This is a genomic window from Litoreibacter sp. GN1-5 (assembly GCF_055693805.1).
Genome location: NZ_JBVFUP010000001.1, coordinates 1,883,966 through 1,904,408, shown reverse-complemented (window position 1 = coordinate 1,904,408; position 20,443 = coordinate 1,883,966). Strand labels below are relative to the sequence as shown.

General features: G+C 53.7%; 22 protein-coding genes and 1 pseudogene. 9 read left to right on the top strand and 14 right to left on the bottom strand.

Going from position 1 to position 20,443, the window contains the following annotated elements; genetic code table 11:
• Nucleotides 1–10 precede the first annotated feature (10 nt).
• From ACZ1HF_RS09625 to ACZ1HF_RS09610, 4 genes and pseudogenes are all read left to right on the top strand, one after another.
• Nucleotides 11–1,636 (top strand): hypothetical protein, encoded by a 1,626-nt coding sequence (locus tag ACZ1HF_RS09625; RefSeq protein ID WP_472657283.1) that lies wholly within the window; start codon nucleotides 11–13, stop codon nucleotides 1,634–1,636.
• 3 nt (nucleotides 1,637–1,639) lie between these two features.
• On the top strand, nucleotides 1,640–3,409 hold the full coding sequence (locus tag ACZ1HF_RS09620; RefSeq protein WP_472657282.1) for a hypothetical protein: 1,770 nt from the start codon (nucleotides 1,640–1,642) through the stop codon (nucleotides 3,407–3,409).
• A gap of 33 nt (nucleotides 3,410–3,442) precedes the next feature.
• Complete coding sequence (locus ACZ1HF_RS09615; RefSeq protein WP_472657281.1) at nucleotides 3,443–4,558, top strand: hypothetical protein; 1,116 nt, start codon at nucleotides 3,443–3,445, stop codon at nucleotides 4,556–4,558.
• A 20-nt stretch (nucleotides 4,559–4,578) separates the two neighbouring features.
• A pseudogene (locus ACZ1HF_RS09610) lies at nucleotides 4,579–4,851 on the top strand (response regulator transcription factor); the annotation flags it as partial.
• Nucleotides 4,852–4,982: 131 nt separating this feature from the next.
• On the opposite strand, the gene dxs reads toward ACZ1HF_RS09610, so the two are convergent.
• The 6 genes from dxs to ACZ1HF_RS09580 are packed head-to-tail and all read right to left on the bottom strand — an operon-like array spanning nucleotide 4,983 to nucleotide 10,210.
• The gene (gene dxs / locus ACZ1HF_RS09605; protein WP_472657280.1) at nucleotides 4,983–6,917 is read right to left on the bottom strand and encodes a 1-deoxy-D-xylulose-5-phosphate synthase; all 1,935 of its coding nucleotides are present in this window, start codon (nucleotides 6,915–6,917) and stop codon (nucleotides 4,983–4,985) included.
• An 18-nt stretch (nucleotides 6,918–6,935) separates the two neighbouring features.
• On the bottom strand, nucleotides 6,936–7,850 hold the full coding sequence (locus tag ACZ1HF_RS09600; protein WP_472657279.1) for a polyprenyl synthetase family protein: 915 nt from the start codon (nucleotides 7,848–7,850) through the stop codon (nucleotides 6,936–6,938).
• Nucleotides 7,810–8,052, bottom strand: a complete 243-nt coding sequence (locus ACZ1HF_RS09595) for an exodeoxyribonuclease VII small subunit (protein ID WP_472657278.1) — start codon at nucleotides 8,050–8,052, stop codon at nucleotides 7,810–7,812. The genes ACZ1HF_RS09600 and ACZ1HF_RS09595 overlap by 41 nt, the downstream gene beginning before the upstream one ends.
• Nucleotides 8,049–8,984, bottom strand: a complete 936-nt coding sequence (locus tag ACZ1HF_RS09590) for a histone deacetylase family protein (protein ID WP_472657277.1) — start codon at nucleotides 8,982–8,984, stop codon at nucleotides 8,049–8,051. Before ACZ1HF_RS09590 ends, ACZ1HF_RS09595 begins: the two co-directional genes overlap by 4 nt.
• A 3-nt stretch (nucleotides 8,985–8,987) precedes the next feature.
• A complete protein-coding gene (locus ACZ1HF_RS09585; RefSeq protein WP_472657276.1) occupies nucleotides 8,988–9,698 on the bottom strand; it encodes a response regulator in 711 nt (236 codons plus the stop codon).
• Nucleotides 9,698–10,210 carry a MarR family winged helix-turn-helix transcriptional regulator gene (locus ACZ1HF_RS09580; protein ID WP_472657275.1) on the bottom strand — a complete coding sequence of 171 codons (513 nt, stop codon included), beginning with the start codon at nucleotides 10,208–10,210 and terminating at the stop codon, nucleotides 9,698–9,700. The genes ACZ1HF_RS09585 and ACZ1HF_RS09580 overlap by 1 nt, the downstream gene beginning before the upstream one ends.
• Before the next feature lie 167 nt (nucleotides 10,211–10,377).
• Between ACZ1HF_RS09580 and ACZ1HF_RS09575 the strand changes: the two genes are divergently transcribed.
• Entirely contained in the window at nucleotides 10,378–11,247 is an 870-nt protein-coding gene (locus ACZ1HF_RS09575; RefSeq protein ID WP_472657274.1) for a branched-chain amino acid aminotransferase, read from the top strand.
• On the opposite strand, the gene ACZ1HF_RS09570 is transcribed toward ACZ1HF_RS09575, so the two are convergent.
• The 3 genes from ACZ1HF_RS09570 to ACZ1HF_RS09560 form a co-directional block, all read right to left on the bottom strand.
• Nucleotides 11,244–11,432 (bottom strand): hypothetical protein, encoded by a 189-nt coding sequence (locus ACZ1HF_RS09570; RefSeq protein WP_472657273.1) that lies wholly within the window; start codon nucleotides 11,430–11,432, stop codon nucleotides 11,244–11,246. The two genes, ACZ1HF_RS09575 and ACZ1HF_RS09570, sit on opposite strands and share 4 nt — an antisense overlap.
• A gap of 91 nt (nucleotides 11,433–11,523) precedes the next feature.
• Complete coding sequence (locus ACZ1HF_RS09565; RefSeq protein ID WP_472659020.1) at nucleotides 11,524–12,447, bottom strand: DMT family transporter; 924 nt, start codon at nucleotides 12,445–12,447, stop codon at nucleotides 11,524–11,526.
• The gene (locus ACZ1HF_RS09560) at nucleotides 12,444–13,625 is read right to left on the bottom strand and encodes a HupE/UreJ family protein (RefSeq protein ID WP_472657272.1); all 1,182 of its coding nucleotides are present in this window, start codon (nucleotides 13,623–13,625) and stop codon (nucleotides 12,444–12,446) included. Before ACZ1HF_RS09560 ends, ACZ1HF_RS09565 begins: the two co-directional genes overlap by 4 nt.
• Here ACZ1HF_RS09560 and ACZ1HF_RS09555 point away from each other — a divergent pair.
• A complete protein-coding gene (locus ACZ1HF_RS09555; protein ID WP_472657271.1) occupies nucleotides 13,624–14,460 on the top strand; it encodes a DUF4198 domain-containing protein in 837 nt (278 codons plus the stop codon). The genes ACZ1HF_RS09560 and ACZ1HF_RS09555 overlap by 2 nt on opposite strands.
• 202 nt (nucleotides 14,461–14,662) lie before the next feature.
• Nucleotides 14,663–15,007: a DUF2794 domain-containing protein gene (locus ACZ1HF_RS09550; protein WP_472657270.1), complete on the top strand. Its 345-nt coding sequence runs from the start codon at nucleotides 14,663–14,665 to the stop codon at nucleotides 15,005–15,007.
• A 3-nt stretch (nucleotides 15,008–15,010) separates the two neighbouring features.
• On the opposite strand, the gene ACZ1HF_RS09545 is transcribed toward ACZ1HF_RS09550, so the two are convergent.
• From ACZ1HF_RS09545 to ACZ1HF_RS09530, 4 genes are all read right to left on the bottom strand, one after another.
• Nucleotides 15,011–15,838, bottom strand: a complete 828-nt coding sequence (locus ACZ1HF_RS09545) for a C40 family peptidase (protein ID WP_472657269.1) — start codon at nucleotides 15,836–15,838, stop codon at nucleotides 15,011–15,013.
• Nucleotides 15,835–17,217 (bottom strand): leucyl aminopeptidase family protein, encoded by a 1,383-nt coding sequence (locus ACZ1HF_RS09540; RefSeq protein WP_472657268.1) that lies wholly within the window; start codon nucleotides 17,215–17,217, stop codon nucleotides 15,835–15,837. Before ACZ1HF_RS09540 ends, ACZ1HF_RS09545 begins: the two co-directional genes overlap by 4 nt.
• 74 nt (nucleotides 17,218–17,291) lie before the next feature.
• Nucleotides 17,292–17,441: a hypothetical protein gene (locus ACZ1HF_RS09535; RefSeq protein ID WP_472657267.1), complete on the bottom strand. Its 150-nt coding sequence runs from the start codon at nucleotides 17,439–17,441 to the stop codon at nucleotides 17,292–17,294.
• A complete protein-coding gene (locus ACZ1HF_RS09530) occupies nucleotides 17,438–17,818 on the bottom strand; it encodes a hypothetical protein (protein WP_472657266.1) in 381 nt (126 codons plus the stop codon). Before ACZ1HF_RS09530 ends, ACZ1HF_RS09535 begins: the two co-directional genes overlap by 4 nt.
• Between ACZ1HF_RS09530 and ACZ1HF_RS09525 the strand changes: the two genes are divergently transcribed.
• Nucleotides 17,817–18,464, top strand: coding sequence for a carbonic anhydrase (locus tag ACZ1HF_RS09525; protein WP_472657265.1), 648 nt, complete (start codon nucleotides 17,817–17,819; stop codon nucleotides 18,462–18,464). The two genes, ACZ1HF_RS09530 and ACZ1HF_RS09525, sit on opposite strands and share 2 nt — an antisense overlap.
• Nucleotides 18,465–18,616: 152 nt before the next feature.
• On the top strand, nucleotides 18,617–19,294 hold the full coding sequence (locus tag ACZ1HF_RS09520; protein ID WP_472657264.1) for a hypothetical protein: 678 nt from the start codon (nucleotides 18,617–18,619) through the stop codon (nucleotides 19,292–19,294).
• Between the two features lie 10 nt (nucleotides 19,295–19,304).
• Here the strand turns inward: ACZ1HF_RS09520 and ACZ1HF_RS09515 are convergent, their stop codons facing one another.
• Nucleotides 19,305–20,327, bottom strand: a complete 1,023-nt coding sequence (locus ACZ1HF_RS09515; protein WP_472657263.1) for an aspartate-semialdehyde dehydrogenase — start codon at nucleotides 20,325–20,327, stop codon at nucleotides 19,305–19,307.
• Nucleotides 20,328–20,443 lie beyond the last annotated feature (116 nt).

The window sequence follows — 20,443 nt, the reverse complement described above, 5'->3', positions numbered from 1 at the left end:
GGGGTTGGTCATGGCACGCACACGCAAAATCAGGCAAAGGATAATGCGGAAGCCACGTCGGATCGTGCGCAGGGCGCCGATCCGCCGGGCCAAGCGCACGACTCCTAAGCCTCGCAACACCGCTTTGCTGCGCAGGCGTGCGGCCAGATTGGCCCGCCGCCGTCGCGCGCTTCTGGCCCGCAAGCGTCGGCTCCGGGCATTGCGTAAGCGTGCAAACCAACGCCGCAATGCCGCCAGGATCAAACGGCGGGTCATCTTTCGCCCCCACCGCCGGCACTGGCCCGCGGTAATCATAGAACGCCCCTACGACACAGAGCCTTTGCCACGGCTACGTTCTCGTACCCGTAACCCTAGCGGCGGTAGCGAGCAGCCCAGGATCAGTACTCCTATCGCGCAACGCTGGGTCCGCGCACAAGTCACCAACGCCCAGCGACATCTATCCCGCTTGACCCCTTTCAAGCGTGAAAACTACGGGACAGGTATCGCCCGTCCCAAAGAGGCAAATGTTCAGGCAGCCAATGCCTTGCTTCGCCGGGAACGCAACAAACAACACTTGCGGGTACAAAAGCTGGCCAAGGTCGGGCGGCGTGCCGAGCAGAGCTTGCAGACCCCGACGTTAAGCGCATTTGCCCGCCTGAAGGATCGCGTTAGCTTCGGCACCCGTCAGACCGAGGCGATCTGGCATTTCTATGATGAACTTTTCGGCCAGCGACTTGGCCCGCTGGCCGAACAATTGGCCGCGATGGATCGCATTGCGCTTGATTGCTATCAGACCTGCTACATGGGGTTGGGGCGTGCCCGGTCTTTGCCGACACCACCGCCGATGGCATTTATGGAACCTGCATCCGGGCCTGCGACCTATCGCCGTGGCGTCAAGGTTCCCAAATTGGCCAAGCGGGCTAACCCATTCCCATTGGTGCGTCTGCCATTTCACCGCATGATGAACCCCTGGTCTTTGGGCGCTGTGCCCCATGAGATCGGCCATAATATGCATGCGGACCTTAAGCTTTGGACGACAACACCACGCCTGATCCGCGCGCAGCTGGCGCAAGATGGGTTGCCACGGGAAACGCAGGACATCTGGGCGAAATGGCACAAGGAGATCTATGCTGATTTGATTGGCGCTTTGCTGATTGGTCCCTACTACTTGGAAAGCCTGTTGGATGTGGTCGGAAAATCGCCTCAACGCGTTGCGCGTTTCCGGGAAGGTTCGGTGCACCCGACATCTTATTTACGCCCGTTCATCACCACCGAATTGTTGCGCCGGATTGGCTTTGCTGCCCGTGCTGACGCTTATGATGCGGGATGGCGACAGATATACCCGCGATCTGTGATGAACCGTTTGCCGCCTGCGTTGCGACAAAGCTTCCCGAAGGCAAGTAAGGCGGTTGTGCAGACGCTCTGTTTCAAGCCGATGCAGGCCTATGGTGGCAAGACGTTGGCACAGGTTGTTCGTTTCCGACCACAAGATATGATCACCGTGCGCGAAGCTGCCGAACGTCTGGCGAAAGGCACTAACCCCGGTATCGCGCCCGCCCGGTTTTTTATCTGTGCCGCCCGTGAAGCCTTGGATCGACGGTTAGCTCCGTCGGATCAAATTGCCCGTAATTTCTACACCGCATTGACCGGGAGTTGAGCCATGCCCACGCCACCAAATGACGTTATCGTCCAGGGAAAGCAGCTTATCAGTATTCTGACCAGGTATCAGAAGTTCATTACCAAGATCATCGACAAGCATAGCGATGACAACAAGGACGGGCCTATCCCTTATGTGGTCTCAATTCTGATGCGAGAGCAGGAAAGCCTTAGCAATGTGACGGAGTTCCTACCGGATTTTGCAAGCTACGATACGCAAGATCTGACAAACGATCAGCGGGATGAATTGCAAAAGCTGTGCGAGCTTCTGGATGATATTGCGCCGTTCTATTTACCCAACGGGCATCATCAGTCCGAACTGCAAGAAGCATTGAAAGACGATACCAGCCTGACGAAGCGTGAGAGAGAGCGTATCGCAAAAGACCATGCCCGCTTGCCAGACCTTCTGGCGCATTTCGATAAGGCTGTGAAAGACATCGTGGCAGCTTCGAATAATGAGCCGGAATACCTCGTCCCACCTCCAACCAAAGACAAGACAGGAGACACCAAAATGTCGAATGGAAACACTTATAACAATCCATCAACCGCCGATGCGCTTGGGGGTGTCGTGGATGCCTTGTCCCGGCTTCAGATCGATGGTCATGGCTATGGCGGAGCTACCGGACATGGCGAAGCGAACCAATATAACGCCTTTGGCAATGTACTGGACCAGAAACTCCAGACCGCCCTTGGCATGCCGAACCTCAACAGTGATGGCGCTCTGGCGATGGATAGGGATGATCTGCTTGATAAGCTGTTCGACGGGCTTGATCGCTCTGTCATTGTTGAGGGTGACGACGGAGCTAATACGTTCACATTCAACCCTTTGCGTGCCCGTGGGTCTGCGATTGGGGCTGACAGTATCGCACTTGGGGCGCAGGCGGTCTCGGCAGATACGATCCGTGCGTTGAAAGCGCCGATCCTGTCCCATCTTTACCGGCTGGAGCCTGAAACCGTCTACGGAGATCAGGACGAAGTTGATGATCTACGTCATGCAATTGAAGCTGGTGTTGACAAGCTGGCGAATGAAGCCAGTACAGAACTTGGCGCCTTTGATACCTGGGCCGGCGAGCTGTTTGAGCAGATATTACTGGATCTGACATCCCTCGTTTCACTCTACGGCATCAAACATAAAGGTGAGGTCAGCAGTTTCTTCAAGCTTCTTGGCCTGAGATACGATTCATCCGATGCATTGTTGTCGGCCATTCCAATAGATCTGGCCCGTGACCGGGTGCTGCGCGATCCAGATATTGGCATTTTGACTGCTGAGGCCAATGATAAGGCAGTTGCTGCAATCCTTTTCCATCTGATCACTATGCATCAGTTGCTGATCGATGACGGCTCTCTTGGGCCGTATCTGGGCCGCATCCGTGTATTGAACGAAGCAATCACCAGTTCTGTCCTATCGGCCCGCAATGCCCTTGTGGCCGCTGGCGTGTCTGTCGCGGATCAATCAGTGATTTTCGCGGGGGAAGGTCAGAATAGTATTGATCTGCGCCGGTTGCTGAGCTGGATTGAAACAGAAAGCATGATGGCCCGTCCAGTCCTGCTGAAGCCTGATCTGAATGGCCGAGACCTTGACCGGCTGCGCAGTGCCCGTCGCACCCAGTATCTGGCACTTAAGGACATCAATGAAAGCGATTTCCCGACCGTCAACACCAACCGTTATGCGCTGGGACGCAGGCATCTGGCCGAACTGGAACGCCATCTCAAAACCATCGAAGAGCTGATCACAAATCTGATCAAGCAAAGCAGCGCCCAGAACCGCCGCTGAGCCCGTACAACCGATATGTAAGGAGACAACACCATGGCTGACGATCCACGCACAAATGGCGAGATTGAGAAGGCGCTTGGGCAATTGGCTGCAACGCGTGAATGGCTTGTGGCCGATGCCCGCGCTGCATTGCTCAAAGATCCGAAACTGGCTGAGGCATTGAATCAGAAGGTCAGCGCCCTGATCGATCTGATCGACGATACGGAAAGGGCCAAAGAGGCCCCTTTGGATCAGGGTTTGATGGATTTGATCGGGCTTAGCGACGTGCCACCTACCGATATTGACGGTGTGCGTTATGTCCCGTCCGTTCCGGTCTACGACGATCAGGTTAGCCGCGAACGTCTGCTTGCTATTTCAGATTTGTATTATCTGTTCCAGATGGAGCAAAGCTCAGTCTTCCGCGCAGTTCTTAAATTGCAAGAACTGTTCCGCGCTGGGTCGGTTCGTCTCTCCGATGGCGAGGGGGCTGTTCGATTGTTCCGTTTTGATCGTCATTCCACCTTGCGCTACACGCTACGCGAACGCCGTGCGGCTTATCGGAAAGTATTCAGCTACACCGATGCCACACCTCCTAAAGGGGCCCGGCCCAATTCGCCTTTCCACAAGCTGTTTACCAATTTCAACATGCAGGTTTCGCAGTTCTTCCAGGATAAGCGGGTGAGCGAAGTCATTCGTAAGGACGGAAGCCGAGAAAGTTTTGGTTCCATGGCTGTTGTGCGTCGTGCTGGTCTTGATCTGCGTCATAACCTACGCCACGTGTCCTACGGTCATATCGCCGTCATGCGGACCGAAGTGATGGGCTTGCTTGAAGCGGCCTTTGCCATTCTGGGGTCTGACGACATCATGAACCTGTTTGGTTCGCCCACTGCTTGGGACACGCTGGAGGAAATACAGCAGCGTTATCTGGATGAGGCGCCCCTTGCGTCGCAACGGTCCCGCATGGCGGTGGCTGGGCGGGATGTGCTGCGCTGGTTAGCGGAGCCCTACATTCTGTCCGATGTCCGTATCGACTTCGAAACCTTCCTCGAAGATATCGTTGATCAATGTGATGATTGGCTGACCTCGGCAGAAAGCCTTGGCTTGCAGAAATCTGCAGGTATCTCGCGGGCCGCAAATGTGATACCTTTGAAAGCGCGAGCCCGGCGTTAAGACCGGACGTGTTTTTCAGAATGTACATTATTGCCAAGTACCCAGGGAGCCTTACCATGACCCAATTATGTAAAAAACAAACCACTCACGATACATTTTCGGAACTGCCGTCACTTAAGAAAGCCGAGTCCCTTTCTGATGTTCTGACACCACGCGAAACCGAAATTACGCGCCTTGCTGCGCGTGGCCTGACCAACAAGGAAATAGCACTGACGCTTGATATCAGCCATTGGACTGTGGCGACCCATCTGCGACGTATCTTCGACAAGGCAAATGTGAACCGCAGGGCAGCTCTGTCGATGATGCTTCTGTCCGAAGGTGGTTTTTTAGGGGCAAAGAGGCTGGATAACCCGTGCAATACACTGGTTCCAGCTTTGAATAATCTGCCGCACCGTCGATCAAGTATCTACCGAATAAACAGGTATTACGCGCCCTTTGAGCGCTGCCCAATGACGTCGACGCCCAAAACTTGCAGGACTTTCGCCTCGATCTGCGGGGCATTCATCGCGGCTACGTCGTACATGTCGCGCGGTGAGGCTTGGTCGATAAAGATATCCGGCAAGACCATGGAACGGAACTTGAGACCGGTATCAAATACTGCGTTTTCGGCCAAAAGCTGGGCTACGTGGCTACCAAACCCGCCGATCGCCCCTTCTTCAATAGTGATCAATGCCTCATGATGGCGGGCGATTTGTAAGATCAGGTCGGTGTCGAGTGGTTTGGCAAATCGCGCATCAACGATGGTTGCTGTGATGCCCTTTGCTGCCAGATTTTCGGCGGCGATCTGAACTTCAGACAGGCGGGTGCCAAACGAGAGGATGGCAACTTGATTGCCTTCGCTGATCAGGCGGCCTTTGCCGATCTCAATGGGTTGACCACGTTCTGGCAGCTCAACCCCCACGCCTTCACCGCGCGGAAACCGGAACGCGCTGGGCGTGTCGTCGATCTGTGCGGCTGTGGCGATCATATGGACAAGCTCCGCTTCATCAGCTGCTGCCATGACGATCATGCCGGGCAGGTTTGACAGATAGGCGATATCATATGAGCCGGCATGGGTTGCACCATCGGCACCGACAAGCCCTGCGCGGTCAATGGCAAACCGCACAGGTAGCCGTTGCAGGGCGACATCATGGACGATCTGATCATATCCCCGTTGCAGGAAGGTCGAATAAATGGCGCAGAAAGGCTTCATGCCGCCTGCAGCAAGACCTGCAGAAAAAGTTACGCCATGTTGTTCGGCAATACTCACGTCAAAACATCGGCTTGGGTAGCGTTCGGCAAACAGATTGAGGCCTGTGCCGTCAGGCATAGCAGCGGTGACAGCCGTGATACGGCTATCTTCTTCGGCTTCGCGGATAAGGGACTGCGCAAAGACCTTGGTGTAGCTTGGTGCATTGGACGGGCTCTTTTTCTGTTCGCCCGTGATGACATCGAACTTCGCGGTCGCGTGGCCACGATCTAAGGCTTCTTCGGCAGGCGCATAGCCTTTGCCTTTCTTGGTGATGGCATGGATCAGGATCGGGCCATCCGCGCGGACCTTGACGGTGCGCAAAACAGCCAGCAGCTGCTCCAGATCATGCCCGTCAATGGGTCCAACATAGGAAAAGCCAAGCTCTTCAAAGAGCGTGCCGCCGACGGTGACACTTTTGAGCATTTCCTTGGCGCGGCGGGCCCCTTCCTGAAACGGGCTTGGCAGCAGCGATACGGCGCTTTTCGCGGCAGCCTTGAATTCTTGAAATGGCTCCCCTGCATAAAGTCGAGATAGGTAGGAGGACATGGCGCCGACAGGCGGGGCAATGGACATATCGTTGTCGTTCAGGATTACGATGAGCCGTTTGCCAAGATGGCCCGCGTTGTTCATCGCCTCATAAGCCATGCCTGCGCTTATGGCACCGTCGCCGATTACAGCAATACAATCGCCAATCCCGTGCTCGGGCGCGCCGCCAAGATCGCGAGCGACGGCCATGCCCAATGCAGCAGAGATCGAGGTAGAGCTATGAGCCGCGCCAAACGGATCATAAGGGCTTTCGCTACGTTTTGTGAAACCGCTGAGGCCATCTTTCTGGCGCAGTGTGCGTATGCGGTCGCGGCGTCCCGTGAGGATTTTGTGGGGGTAGCACTGGTGGCTGACATCCCAGATCAGGCGGTCACGGGGGGTGTCGAACACTGCATGTATTGCAACGGTTAGCTCAACCACACCAAGGCCCGCGCCAAGATGCCCGCCTGTATGTGACACGGCCGAGATTGTCTCGGCCCGCAGGTCGTGGGCAAGATTATGAAGCTCGACATCGGACAGAACTTTCAGATCTGCGGGTATCTTGATGCGGTCAAGGGTCGGTGTTTCCGGACGATCACTCATCGGTTTGCCTTTCAGCGTTCAGCTATCGCGTGCAATCACAAAGCGCGCAGCAGCCTTCAAATTCTGTGCCTCGGACCCATATGGGGCCAAAGTGGTTTCGGCCTGCTGTACCAGTTCTGCGGCGCGGGCCTTTGCTGTGTCCAGACCAAGAAGCGAGACGAATGTTGCCTTACCCGCCGCTTCGTCCTTACCAAGACGTTTGCCCATCTTATCCGCATCGCCCTCTACGTCCAAGATGTCGTCTGCGATTTGAAAGGCAAGCCCAAGCGCGCGGGCGTATTGGCGCAGGGGCCCAGGATCAGCGTCCCCCAGAATTGCGCCGGCCTGTCCGGCCCATTCGATCAAAGCGCCGGTTTTGCAAGCTTGCAATTGTGCGATCTGATCAAGCGTCAGGGCGGTATCCGCTGTCTCGGCAGCCATGTCGAGCGCCTGCCCCAAAACCATACCTTGTGCGCCAGCGGCACGGGTGAGCGAGCTAATCATGGCAAGTCTTGTTTCAGGGCTGTGCGCGGTTGCCGGATCAGCCAGAATTTCAAAAGCCAGGGTCTGCAGTGCATCGCCCGCTAGAACAGCGGTCGCTTCGTCCCATTTTATGTGCACTGTAGGTCTGCCACGTCGTAGGGCATCGTCATCCATGCAAGGCAGATCGTCATGGATCAATGAATAGGCATGGATCGCCTCAATTGCCGCCGCCGCACGGTCTGCCTGCACTGGGGCTACGCCGTGTAATCTCGCGCCTTCGATCACCAGAAATGCCCGCAGGCGTTTGCCGCCCTGACACGCATATCGCATTGCGTCGCCAACCTGACCGGTCAGATCCTTCATTGATGCATCTAGACATGCCTGCACACGTGCCTGTGCGTCAGTTAGCGCTTGTGGGAACACGTTTCGCTCACATGTCCTGCGCGGGCGTGGTCCCGGTAGGTTTTCCATCACTGCCAAGTGTGATTTGCGCGACCTTTTCTTCGGCTTCCTTCAGCTTGGATTCGCAGCGCTTTTTCAGCTCGGCACCCCGTTCATAGAGCGTGATTGATTCCTCAAGCGGAACCTCGCCGCGTTCAAGTTTACTGACCACCGCTTCCAATTCGCGCAAGGCGTCCTCGAAAGACATCTCGGATACGGGTGTGTCGGTCATGCGCCCCTCTTCAGCAATACAGTCAGGTGAGCTGCGGTAGAGGCAGCCAAGGCATCCAGATCATATCCGCCTTCCAGAGTCGAGACGACGCGGCCTTGCGCGTGGGCATCGGCTATATCGCACAGGCGGTCTGTGACCCAAGCGAAGTCGTCCTCGGTCAGGTTAAGATTGGCCAGTGGGTCTGCCCGGTGTGCATCGAAACCTGCCGAGATCAAAAGCAGTTCTGGTTTGAATGCCTCCAGCGCTGGGAAGACAATGCGATCATAGGCATCGCGGAATGCTTTGCTGCCGGAATTGGGCTCAAGCGGGATGTTGAGAATATTATTTGCAATGCCGGTCTCATGCGCTGCCCCTGAACCGGGGTAAAGCGGCATCTGATGGGACGAGATGAACAGGATACGATCTTCGTTCCACAGAAGATCTTGGGTGCCGTTGCCGTGATGGACGTCGAAATCGACGATGGTGACACGTGAAAGCCCGTGATGATCAAGCGCATGTTTCGCAGCGATAGCCACATTACCAAACAGGCAAAACCCCATGGGCTTTGCTGTTTCTGCATGATGACCGGGTGGGCGCACGGCGGCAAAGGCGTTTTTCGCAGAGCCGTCCATGACCAGATCAACGGCTTTCACATTGGCCCCAACCCCGCGATAGGCCGCTGTGAGAGAGCCGGGCGACATATGGGTATCCGCATCCAGCGAGATATATCCCGTATTCGGGGCGACCGCTTTGATTTGGTCGATATGGTCCTGCGGATGTGCCCGCAGAATATCGCTATCATTGCCCATTGGCGCTTCGATGCGCATTAGATTGGGATCATCGATAGCATCCAACAGGGCATAAATTGCCATCAGGCGATCTACCCGTTCGGGATGTCCGTCAGGTGTAACATGTTGCAAGCAATCGGTGTGGGTCAACAAAGCTGTTGTCATCGTTTAATCCGGGGCCAGCATATAGCCCGATCCACGCACGGTTTGAAGGTAGCGGGGTTGTTTCGGGTCTGCCTCTATTTTGCGGCGCAGGCGGGTAATCTGCACATCTATTGCCCGCTCTTGTGCCTGCCCCCGGTCGCGGCCCAGGTCTTCGACCAGTTTCGAACGGCTAACCGGCTCTCCAGGACTGGCCGAGAATATCCTCATTAATGCCACCTCGGTGGCTGTCAGTCGGATCAGGTTATCGCCTTCCCACATCTCGCCACGGTCAATATCATAATGAATGTCGCCAAGGTGCAGCACTTTTGGCTTCTCAATGATTTCATCGTTTTGTGGCACCCTGCGCAGGATCGCATTAATTCTGAGCAGCAGCTCCTTAGGCTCAAAAGGTTTGGGCAGGTAGTCATCTGCCCCCGCCTCAAGCCCTGAAATCCGGTCGGAACTTTCACCTTTTGCTGTCAACAGCAGGATTGGGGTCTGTAAATGCGTGCGGAGCTCTTTCGTGAATGTGATACCATCATCGCCAGGCATCATTACATCCAACACGATCAGGTCAAAATCGAGACCGGCCAATAGTTTACGTGCATGGGCCGCATCACGAGCCGCTGTAGTCCAGAACCCGTTGCGCGTCAGGAATTGCTGCAAAAGCGTCCTGATCCGCTCATCATCATCGACAATAAGCAGATGTGCATCGTTTTGCGTAGGTTCAGCCATTATGATCCATCTTTCAGATTTTGAAAATGATGTCGCATTTTGGGATCCATAATCTGTTCCAGAACAAGACGGAAGCCTGCAACAGCATCCGGACCAGCTTCGCGGTAAGCCGCACGCATACGAACGCGTTGGGCTTCCGACAATTCTTTTTCGAGTGCCTGACCTTTCTCAGTCAGAAACAAGTGCCGTTCGCGGCGGTCCTGTAGACCAACCCTTGATTCGACAAGACCATCTTCTATGAGACTGCGCAAAACCCGGTTTAAAGATTGTTTCGTAACCCCCAGAATGTCCAACAGGTTGTTAACTGTCGTTCCAGGTGAGCGGTTGATAAAATGCACTGCGCGATGATGGGCGCGGCCATAGGAATGCTCTGCCAGAATTCTATCCGGATCCGCGGTAAACCCTCGATAGGCAAAGAACATAGCCTCAATTCCACGCCTCAGTTGATCATCTGTCAGAAACAGCAGGCTTTCGCCGCTGGTCGCAATTTGTCCAGTTCCTCGATCCGACATCAGGGCTTCCTCTGTCTGTCATTTTCTGCAGTTTATGTCAGCCTTGTTGACTTTCCAAGTATCGAATGGTAGCAAATCTATGATTTTGCGAAATATTATGTCCGAAACGGATATATATTGGTAACAAACGAAAATTCTGTGCGTGTTTACAAGAAGGAAGCAGGACTATGGCTGGTGGCTACGATGATCGTGATGGCGTCATCTGGATGGATGGCAAACTGGTAAACTGGCGCGATGCGAATGTGCATATCTTAACGCACGGTCTGCACTATGCCTCTTCCGTTTTTGAAGGTGAGCGCTGTTATGGCGGTACGATTTTCAAAAGCCGTGAGCATTCTGAACGACTGATCTTCTCAGGCAATGAGATCGACATGCCGATCCCCTATACCGTCGATGAAATCGAGGCGGCAAAATATGAAGTACTGAAAGCCAATAACCTGACGGATGCTTATGTTCGTGCTGTCTGCTGGCGCGGCGCAGGTGAAGATATGGGCGTTGCGTCCTCTCGCAACCCGGTGCGTATGGCGGTCGCCGCATGGGAATGGGGTAACTACTATGGTGATGCTAAGATGAAAGGCGCAAAGCTGGATATTTCGAAGTGGAAGCGTCCGTCGCCCGAGACAATTCCGTGCCACGCCAAGGCTGCCGGGCTTTATATGATCTGCACGATGAGCAAACACGCGGCCGAAGCCAAGGGATGCTCTGACGCAATGATGTTTGACTATCGCGGCTATGTGGCAGAGGCGACAGGGGCGAATATCTTCTTCGTCAAGGATGGCGAGGTGCATACGCCGCTGCCTGACTGCTTTTTGAATGGATTAACGCGTCAGACGGTTGTTGGGATGCTCAAGGATCTTCAGGTCAAAGTGCATGAACGCCATATCATGCCTGACGAGCTTGAGGGTTTCGAGCAATGCTGGTTGACCGGCACAGCCGCCGAAGTGACCCCGGTGGGCCAGATCGGTGACTATAACTTTGAGGTTGGCAGCCTGACGCGAGGTATTACCGAAGGTTATGACAAGCTGGTGCGCAGTTAAGCTTGAGATCCCCTGTCAATGGCTGCGAATCGTTCGACCCGGCCTATTTTGTCACGGCTTTTTGCACGCTTTTGTAAAGCCAGTGTCGAGGTGCTGGGGCGCTTTGAGCGTTCAATTTCATAGGCATGGCGACGATAGAGCTTTTCGTTATGAGCAGAAGATTTGTCGAGTATATGCTTCGTCATTATGACCTCCATTCATATGTTGGTGGGTATTTGTAGCATATTTTGGCTGTTTCAGTGAGTGCCGTTTTGCTGAGCAGATAGCCAGACCCTATCACCCCTGCGGCGTCATGACCTTCCGCCCTTTTGCGCGTTCCAGCCCAAGCTGGCGTTCGCGCCAGATGATCAGGATGCCGGCAGCGATGATCAGGCTTACGCCAAAGATCATCATTTTGGTCGGCACTTCGCTGAAAACAAAATAGCCGATGGCCAGCGCCAGCAGGATCGATGCATATTCGAATGGTGCGATAACCGATGCATCCGCATGACGGTAGCTGGAGGTCAGAAAAATCTGACCGACGCCACCAACCAAGCCAGCGCAGACCAGCATAAAAGCGTCACCTGTCGTTGGAATGACCCATCCGAATGGCAACGTGAGCAAAGCGAGTGATGAGCTTGTGACCGAGAACCAGAAGACAATGGCAGAGGTTAGCTCTGTCCGGGTCAGTTTGCGCACAAACACATGGGCAAGTGCTGCCATTACGGCTGAGCCAAAAGCCAACACCGCGCCAAGCGTCATGGTCACGTCAAGTGCTTCTTCAGACAAGACTGTCATACGCGGTGACATGATGATCAGTACTCCAGCCAGGCCAAGAGCAACTGCGGACAATCGAAATGCACGGACTGGTTCACCCAGAAACATGGCAGCGAAGACTACAACCAGAACGGGCTGTGCGTATTGGATGGCTTTGACTTCTGAAAACGGCAGCAATCCCAGTGATGCGAACCCCATTGCCATTGCACAGGTCCCGACCAGCCCGCGCCAGAAATGACCTAAGGGGTTTTGTGTGCTCAGTCCTGTGCGCAAGGCACCTCGCGCACCAATCCAGATCAGGATCACGGGCAAAGCAAAGAACGAGCGGAAGAACACGGTTTGCCCGGCGGGAACCCGTTCGGCTGTGATCTTGATAAGGCTCGCCATCACGATGAACATCGTGACCGCACCAAGTTTGAACAGAATTCCGCGTGAAGGGTTCAGAGAAAGACCCTCTCGAATGTCCAATAGGCGCCGATGATGGCAATGAGAATGGAACCCACAATCGAGATAGCTTGATACATCACCTCATGCTCGCGCACGATTTCTTCCAGTGAATCAAGCTTTTTGATCTTTGCGCCCTGCACCGCCAACCACAGAAGCGCAAGGGCAATCCCGATGACGACAAGTTGGCCGATTTCGACGCCTACATTAAATCCGATCAACCCGGCAACGAAGCGACCTGGTGCGAGGCCGAATTCCTCCAGAACCGAGGCAAAGCCCATGCCATGCAGCAGGCCGAACCCAAATATGATGAACGGTCGCCACCATGTTACTTTACTGGTGAACAGGTTCTCAACCGCCACATAGACGATCGAAGCCGCAATCAGCGGCTCAACGATGGCCGGGTTCACCGACACATAGCCAAGGCTTGCCAAGGCAAGCGTTATAGTATGGGCCACGGTGAAGACAGTGACCTGCGTAAGCAACGGGCGTAGATGCAGAGACAAAAAAAACAGGCCCAACACAAACAGGATATGATCAAGACCTTTGGGTATGATATGATCAAAGCCAACCCCGATATAGCGAAAGAACACCGCTGCACCGCTTTCAGTCACAGCGCCCGCACGTGGGAGCGGTTCGCTCAGCGTGCCATTGTCTAAGTTTGCAGCATAGGCATCACCACCACCACCGACCTGTCGGATAATGATAGGACCGTTATTTGCAACCCAGCCCACACGTACATTGCTGCCATCTTCAGGCAGTGGCGCACTGAGCTTGATTTGCGTGTCGCGGGGCAGTTCTGCATCGCCAGGGTCAGAAACGCTTATGTCATCAAGGTTCAAAAGAATGGCGGTTTCACCTGCTTCAACCAGAAAGCTGGCCTGCAAATAATCCCATGCGTTAATGAAGCGATCCGCAACCTCGTCTGGGGGCAGTGCGCGAAGCGCGTCATACTCCTGCGCCTCTGGGGCGTCGTTTGTATCCTGTAATCCTTGCAGATTTATGCCTGCCAGTAGCGGTTCGATCGTCAAGCGTATATCAACGGAAATACGGTCTTCGCTCAGTTCCACATCAGCTATGGCAGGACGAACCTCATGGGCGTTGGCGGAAAACAGCATTGTGACAAGCAGAATGGTTGACACAGTCACGAGACGCGCCAGCATATGAAGTGTGTTCATGAAAGGATTGCCCATGCTCAGCCTTCGAATTGCGTTTGCCGGTTTGGTTGTTGTCGTATCGACCATGGCAGCGTTTGCCCATGAGTTTTGGATTTCTCCGCCAACCTATACCGTTGCAAGCGGAGAGCAAGTGCAGGCTGACTTGCGCGTTGGTCAGGAATTTCGCGGTAGCGCGTATTCTTATAATCCTAAGCAATATACGCGGTTCGAAACTTGGCAGGCCGGGCAATCTAGTGCGGTGGAAGGCCGTCTTGGTGACACACCTGCAATGACACTTGAGGGCATTCCGGACGGCCTGCTGGTGGTGGTACACGAAACGACAGACAGTCAACTCAAGTATAGCGATTGGGCGAAGTTTGAGAAGTTCGTGAAGCACAAGGATTTTGTGGCTGCTTTGGAAGATCATGTTGCGCGCGGTATTCCAAAGGAAGGATTTACCGAAGCATACCGCCGCTTTGCCAAAAGCCTGATTGCTGTAGGCGATGGGGCCGGGGCAGATCAAAAGGTCGGGTTGCGTACAGAGATCGTGGCGCTTGCAAACCCCTACCGGGATGACCTATCCGAAATTCCAGTACAGGTATTTCTGGACGATGCGCCACGTGCGGATGCGCAGATAGAGTTGTTTGACAAAGATCCATCGGGCGAGGTGACTGTGAGCTTGCATCGAACTGATGCGCAAGGGCAGGCGCGCCTGCCTATATTGCCGGGGCATGAATATCTTGTGGATGCCGTCGTATTGGAACCATTGGATAATGACGACCCGAAAGGTGGCCCGGTTTGGAAATCGTTATGGGCGTCCTTGACCTTTGCAGTGCCGCAAGAGCCGTTACAATAAGAGGTGAAGTTTGTAGCCCCGATGCGGCAATCTGGTGGGGGCTATGATACCGCATCGGGGGTGAGCCAAGGCTCGCTACAAAGGTGCTTATCTACCCAGATCAGGCCGTAAGTGGGGTTAGCACGTGGTAATCTTGCGAATTTATGCTGGCAAATTTGGGGCAAGGCTTGCGTCGTCTAAGTTCACACGTCAATCTTGTTGAATGAACCAGAATACTCCGATCTCGCTGATCCCGTTCAAACCTCCGGAACAAGTCGCGTTTCACCGCAAAGAACTTGCCATTATTCTGAGCCTTTACGGGCGTATGGTCGCCGCGGGTGAATGGCGCGATTATGGAATTTCCATGTTGAGGGACGTCGCAGTGTTTTCGATCTTTCGGCGTGCAGCAGAACAACCTATTTACCGCATAGAAAAACGCCCGACACTGTCCGTGAAACAGCAGCAATATGCAGTGATCGGAATGGATGGCCGTATTTTGAAACGTGGTGCTGATCTGAAACAGGTGCTGCGCGTGCTTGAAAAGAAGCTCATTCGGGCGATCGAATAGGGTTTACAGCCGTTTCAGGCTTGTGACCGGTCCGCCATCAGACTTTTCGATACGCTCTACGGCCACATTCAGAGGCTCATAGGCAACGGCCATATGATGTGCATTTGCGTGCAGCAGCATATCATTTGCAGCCATAATGCCGACATGGCCTCTCCAGAACAGCAAGTCGCCTTTTTGTGGTGTGACATCGCCATAGACCGCGCTGCCTAGATCAGCCTCTTGCATATCGGTGTCTCGGGGGCAGGATATACCGCAAGCGCGGAGCGCAATCTGAACCAACCCTGAGCAATCGATTCCGGCACGCGTCGAACCGCCCCATACATATGGGGAGCCGAGGAACAGGTCTGCCACATCAACGGGATTATCCATCCGCGTTGTAAGGGGGGATAGGTGCAGGCTGGGTACATATTGGCCTGTTTGTAGCCGCGCCCAAGGGCCGTCTTGATCGGCTATTGCGACTTTTGAGGTGAAGTATAATTCGCCCTCATGGATCTGTTTGAAATCAGGTTCACCATATAAGTGGGTCGCTGGCGCTGACACCCAATGGGTCGGTTGTTCACGTTTAGCCAGTTGATCTGCGCGCATATATCCACAATAGCTGTCGCGCGTTGCCTGACCAAAAGCAAAGCCGTCATGGCGTTCGAAGACGGTAAACTCATCCCCATACAGCAATTGCGTGGCGCGTGCCCCACCGGGTTTGCCCAAAAGGTCAGCGACCGCGACATTACAGGACAGTGTTTCGCCCTCAACATAAGCGGGTGATTTGATGCGCCCCTTCAAATATGCAGCAGCCACACGACCGTTAAAAGGTGTCAGGCGTGGGTCGCTCACAGGCCCAGCACTTTTGGCAATGCTGCCAGAATTGCCCGCGCGCCCTGTCCGACGCCGCCTTTGGGGCGTGCCGGTGCTGCGGTGGGTTGCCAGCCGTAAATGTCAAAATGAGCAAAGCGGGCGGTATCCCTGACGAACCGTCGCAGAAAAAGTGCCGCAGTGATGGATCCCGCGAAACCGCCTGATGGTGCGTTGTCCAGATCTGCAATGCCCGGTTCGATCATTGGTTCATAAGGATCGTGGAATGGCATTTGCCAAACCGGGTCGCGGACGGCGTTTGCTCCCTCTCTGATTACATCGGCAAGGGACGCATCATCGGTATAAAATGGCGCAAGGTCTGGGCCAACAGCAACGCGCGCAGCCCCCGTTAGGGTCGCCATGCAGATCATCAAATCCGGCGAGGTTTCATCTGCAAGTGCCAAAGCATCGGCCAGAACAAGCCGACCTTCGGCATCGGTGTTATTTATTTCAACTGTCATGCCGTTGCGGGCGGTCAAAATGTCCTGCGGGCGGAAGGCGGAGCCATCAATGGCATTCTCGACTGCCGGGATCAGGACGCGTAAACGCAATGATAAGCCCAACCCCATGATCATATGCGCAAGACCAAGGACAGTTGCTGCGCCACCCATATCCTTTTTCATCAATTTCATCGACGCACCAGGTTTGATGTTCAGGCCCCCAGTGTCAAAACAAACGCCTTTGCCGACAAGAACCAATGTGGGGCCGCTATCGCCCCAGTGCATATCGATCAGGCGTGGAGCTGTGGCTGAGGCCCGCCCGACTGTGTGGATCATCGGAAAATTTTTCTCCAGAAGCTCAGAGCCTGTGATCACCTTGATCTGTGCATCATAGGTTTTGGCAAGCGCCCGCGCCGCTTTCTCCAGCGCGTCGGGGCCCATATCGCTGGCGGGGGTGTTGATCAGATCGCGTGTCAAGTATTCGCCAGCCGCGATTTGCTCAAGCCGCGCAGCATCCAAATTGTCCGGGCAGATTAGTCGCGCTTTGTGGGGTGGGCGGGTGCGATACCGTTCAAAACTATATTGAGACAAGAGCCATCCAAGCGCGTGTTCCTCTAGCGCATCGGTGGGATGGTCAGAGGCAATTCGGTAACTTCCCTCAGGCAGCCTGGATGCAATGCCAGCCAGCATGAACCGGCTACGGCGCTTGTCCGTCGCTGTTCCTTCACCCGCCAGAACGGCTGCAATGCCGCCGTCTGCGTCTGGCACAACACATAACTGGCCATGATTGGCCGTAAAACCCTGGGTCTTCACCCAGTTTTGGGTGATCTGATCCTGTTGAGCCATCCAGCCATCCAGCCGGTCTTTGGGCAGGATAAAAATGGGCCGCGCAGTTTGCGTCGTCTCTGAAAATCGGGGCATAGGGTATCCAGAATAATGTTTGGGATAGCCTATCTGTCCTGCCGCGATCTTCAAGCACTGAAGATACGGTTATATTATAGAGACATATCATTCACCTCCCAGACGGCGGTCAGGGTTTTGTCAGATACGCGACGCAAACGCGTCAAGGTTGCCGCCAAAGGCACGGACAAGCCAAGTTCTGCGCATTCAATCACATCCTGACTGACCCGCGCAAAGGTTGTCATCCCCACATGATCTGCTTTTTTCCTAACGCCAGTGCGCGTGTTCGGATCACATCCAACTTTTGCGTACTGTAAGCGTCTTCCATATCGGCAAGCCCGACGGATAGTTCTGTCATGGTATCAGCAACAAGCGTTTCTGTTCCTGCTTCACCCAAAGCAACGCAGAGTTCCACCAATCTGTCGGAATCAAGTGTTACGGTTTCCGCAATTCTAATTTGAGAGACATGTCCCATGTCGCACCCCTTTTTTACGCATTTCCCCAAAGCACAGATGTGACATGACTTGTTCAGGGTGAAAAAAGAGTTTCCCTGAAAAGCAATAATATCTCGAAGTTTCCGAAAATTCTTCCTATCAAGGCGCAAGAACAAAGGAAATGTCATGAGTAACATCAAACCGCTGCCTGCCTATCTGGGTCAACGCTACCATGGTTGGAAAGCAACAACCTATACCGAGAATGAGCCGTGGTATCGCAGATTGAGCGAAGTAGGGCAAAATCCGCGGGCTATGGTTATTTCTTGCTGTGACAGCCGTGTGCATGTGACGTCTATCTTTGGGGCAGAGCAGGGAGAGTTTTTCATCCACCGCAATATTGCCAATCTGGTTCCCCCTTATGCGCCTGATGGTGATCATCACGGCACCTCGGCGGCTGTGGAATATGCGGTCAGCAGTCTTCGGGTGGCGCATATTATTGTATTGGGCCACTCACAATGCGGCGGCGTGGCGGGCTGTCATGATATGTGTTCTGGGCAAGCGCCCGAGCTTGAGAAAAAGACCAGCTTTATCGGCAGATGGATGGATATTCTGCGTCCCGGGTATGAGCGCGTCAAAGACGTTGAAGACGAAGACCTTCGCAAACGTGCGCTTGAAAAAGAAGCGATCCTGATCTCTCTTGCCAACCTACAAAGCTTTCCATTCGTTAACGCTGCAGTAGAAAGTGGGCATCTGAGTCTGCACGGATTATGGAACGATATCGCCGAGGGCGGTCTGGAGCATTTCATTCCCGAACAAGGCTTCGTGAAAGTCTGATCCGACTGTTTTCGACGTGTATTTTGTATCACTCCACCGTTGTTTTCAACGGTATAATTAATTTTTCCTTATTTTTTCAGTAGCTTAAGCACTCATTAAAACATCTGCATTATTACTAGGCTCGACGATAAAGAAATTGAGGTCAGCCTAAAATGACAGTTTTTACACTTAAAGGTTTTCAGGTTAACGCATGTGTTAATGGTGAGATGAACGATATCAGCTCTGCGGAACTGCAGATTGTGTCACGCATTGGCGTGAACGAGATATGCGCGTTTTATCGTGATACTGACGAAGATACGGCCTCGGTTGCCCTAAGCGATTACAACATGCTTTTTAACGGGACTCATCTCAATGATGGTTTTGCCTCTACAGATGTTGAGTTTTTCGGACTGACATGGTCGGAAGATGGCATTGTCCGTACCACACATGTATTGAGCTTTGTATTTCAAGATAACGGCACGCAAAGAGATGGGTTATTTGTGGTTGCGGGCCACCCATTACCCGCCTTTTGCAGTGCTGAAGATTTCCAGAACTTCATGCAAAACGCACAGCTTTTCCGATTTGCCGGAGATGTCTGCACAATCACGCTGTCGGATATTCCAGATGTTGCGATCTCGGGTGTTATTGCCGACTTGCTTGAGAGTGCTGATGATATGGTCGAAGAAGACGATTTCATCTTCTCATTTGAACATATGGCAGAAAGTAACACACCGGCTTTTGCGCAAATTCATGCTGATTTCGGCGATCATTCAGATTTACCAACCGAATTGCCTGCTATGCATCTGCGAAACACAATTGCAGCGTCATTCCTGAAGAACGACGCTGCTTAGATACAGTAGCTTAGCCTTTCTTAAGGCAACGCGTGCCTAACACTTCGGCGATCTGCACAGCATTCAGAGCGGCCCCCTTGCGAAGGTTGTCACTGACACACCAAAGGTTCAGGCCGTTCTCGATCGTCGAATCCTGACGTATTCGTGAAATAAAAGTTGCGAAATCACCCACGCACTCGATGGGCGTGACGTAGCCGCCATCTTCGCGTTTGTCGATCACCATCACGCCCGGCGCTTCACGCAAAATATCGCGCGCTTCATCCTCGTCGAGAAAGTCCTCGAACTCGATATTCACGGCTTCGGAATGGCCCACAAAAACCGGCACACGCACACATGTGGCTGTGACCTTGATCTTTGGGTCGACGATCTTCTTCGTCTCGGCGACCATCTTCCATTCTTCCTTGGTGGAGCCATCCTCCATAAACACATCGATATGAGGGATCACATTGAAGGCGATCTGCTTTGTAAACTTCTGGGCAGGTTTATCATCGGTGGGATTGTAGATAGATTTGGTCTGGTCCCAAAGTTCATCCATGCCATCCTTGCCCGCGCCGGAAACAGATTGGTAGGTCGACACGACAACTCGCTTGATCCTTGCCCGATCATGTAAAGGTTTGAGGGCGACAACCATCTGTGCGGTCGAGCAATTCGGGTTCGCAATGATATTCTTCTTGGAATACCCCGTAATTGCATCTGCATTCACTTCCGGCACAATCAAAGGCACATCCGGATCGTAGCGATATAGCGATGAGTTATCGATGACCACACAACCTGCCTTTGCGGCCTTTGGCGCATATTCCTTGGTCGCAGTTGAGCCTACAGCAAATAGCGCAATATCCCAGCCAGAAAAATCAAAGGTCGCCAGATCCTTGATCGTCAGGGTCGTCTCGCCAAACGTGACTTCCGTGCCAAGAGATTTGCGCGATGCAAGCGCGGCGATCTCATCAACAGGAAACTGGCGCTCGGCCAGAATGTTCAGTATTTCGCGGCCCACATTGCCAGTGGCACCAACGACGGCGATTTTGTAACCCATTTCTCTGGTTCCTTTGTCATTTGGGTAGACGCGGCCTGATAGCGCTTCATAACGGCAGTGGGAAGCGCTATCTGCGTTCTTTCTTGTGGCGATGTAGCATTCCGCGTTAAATCGGC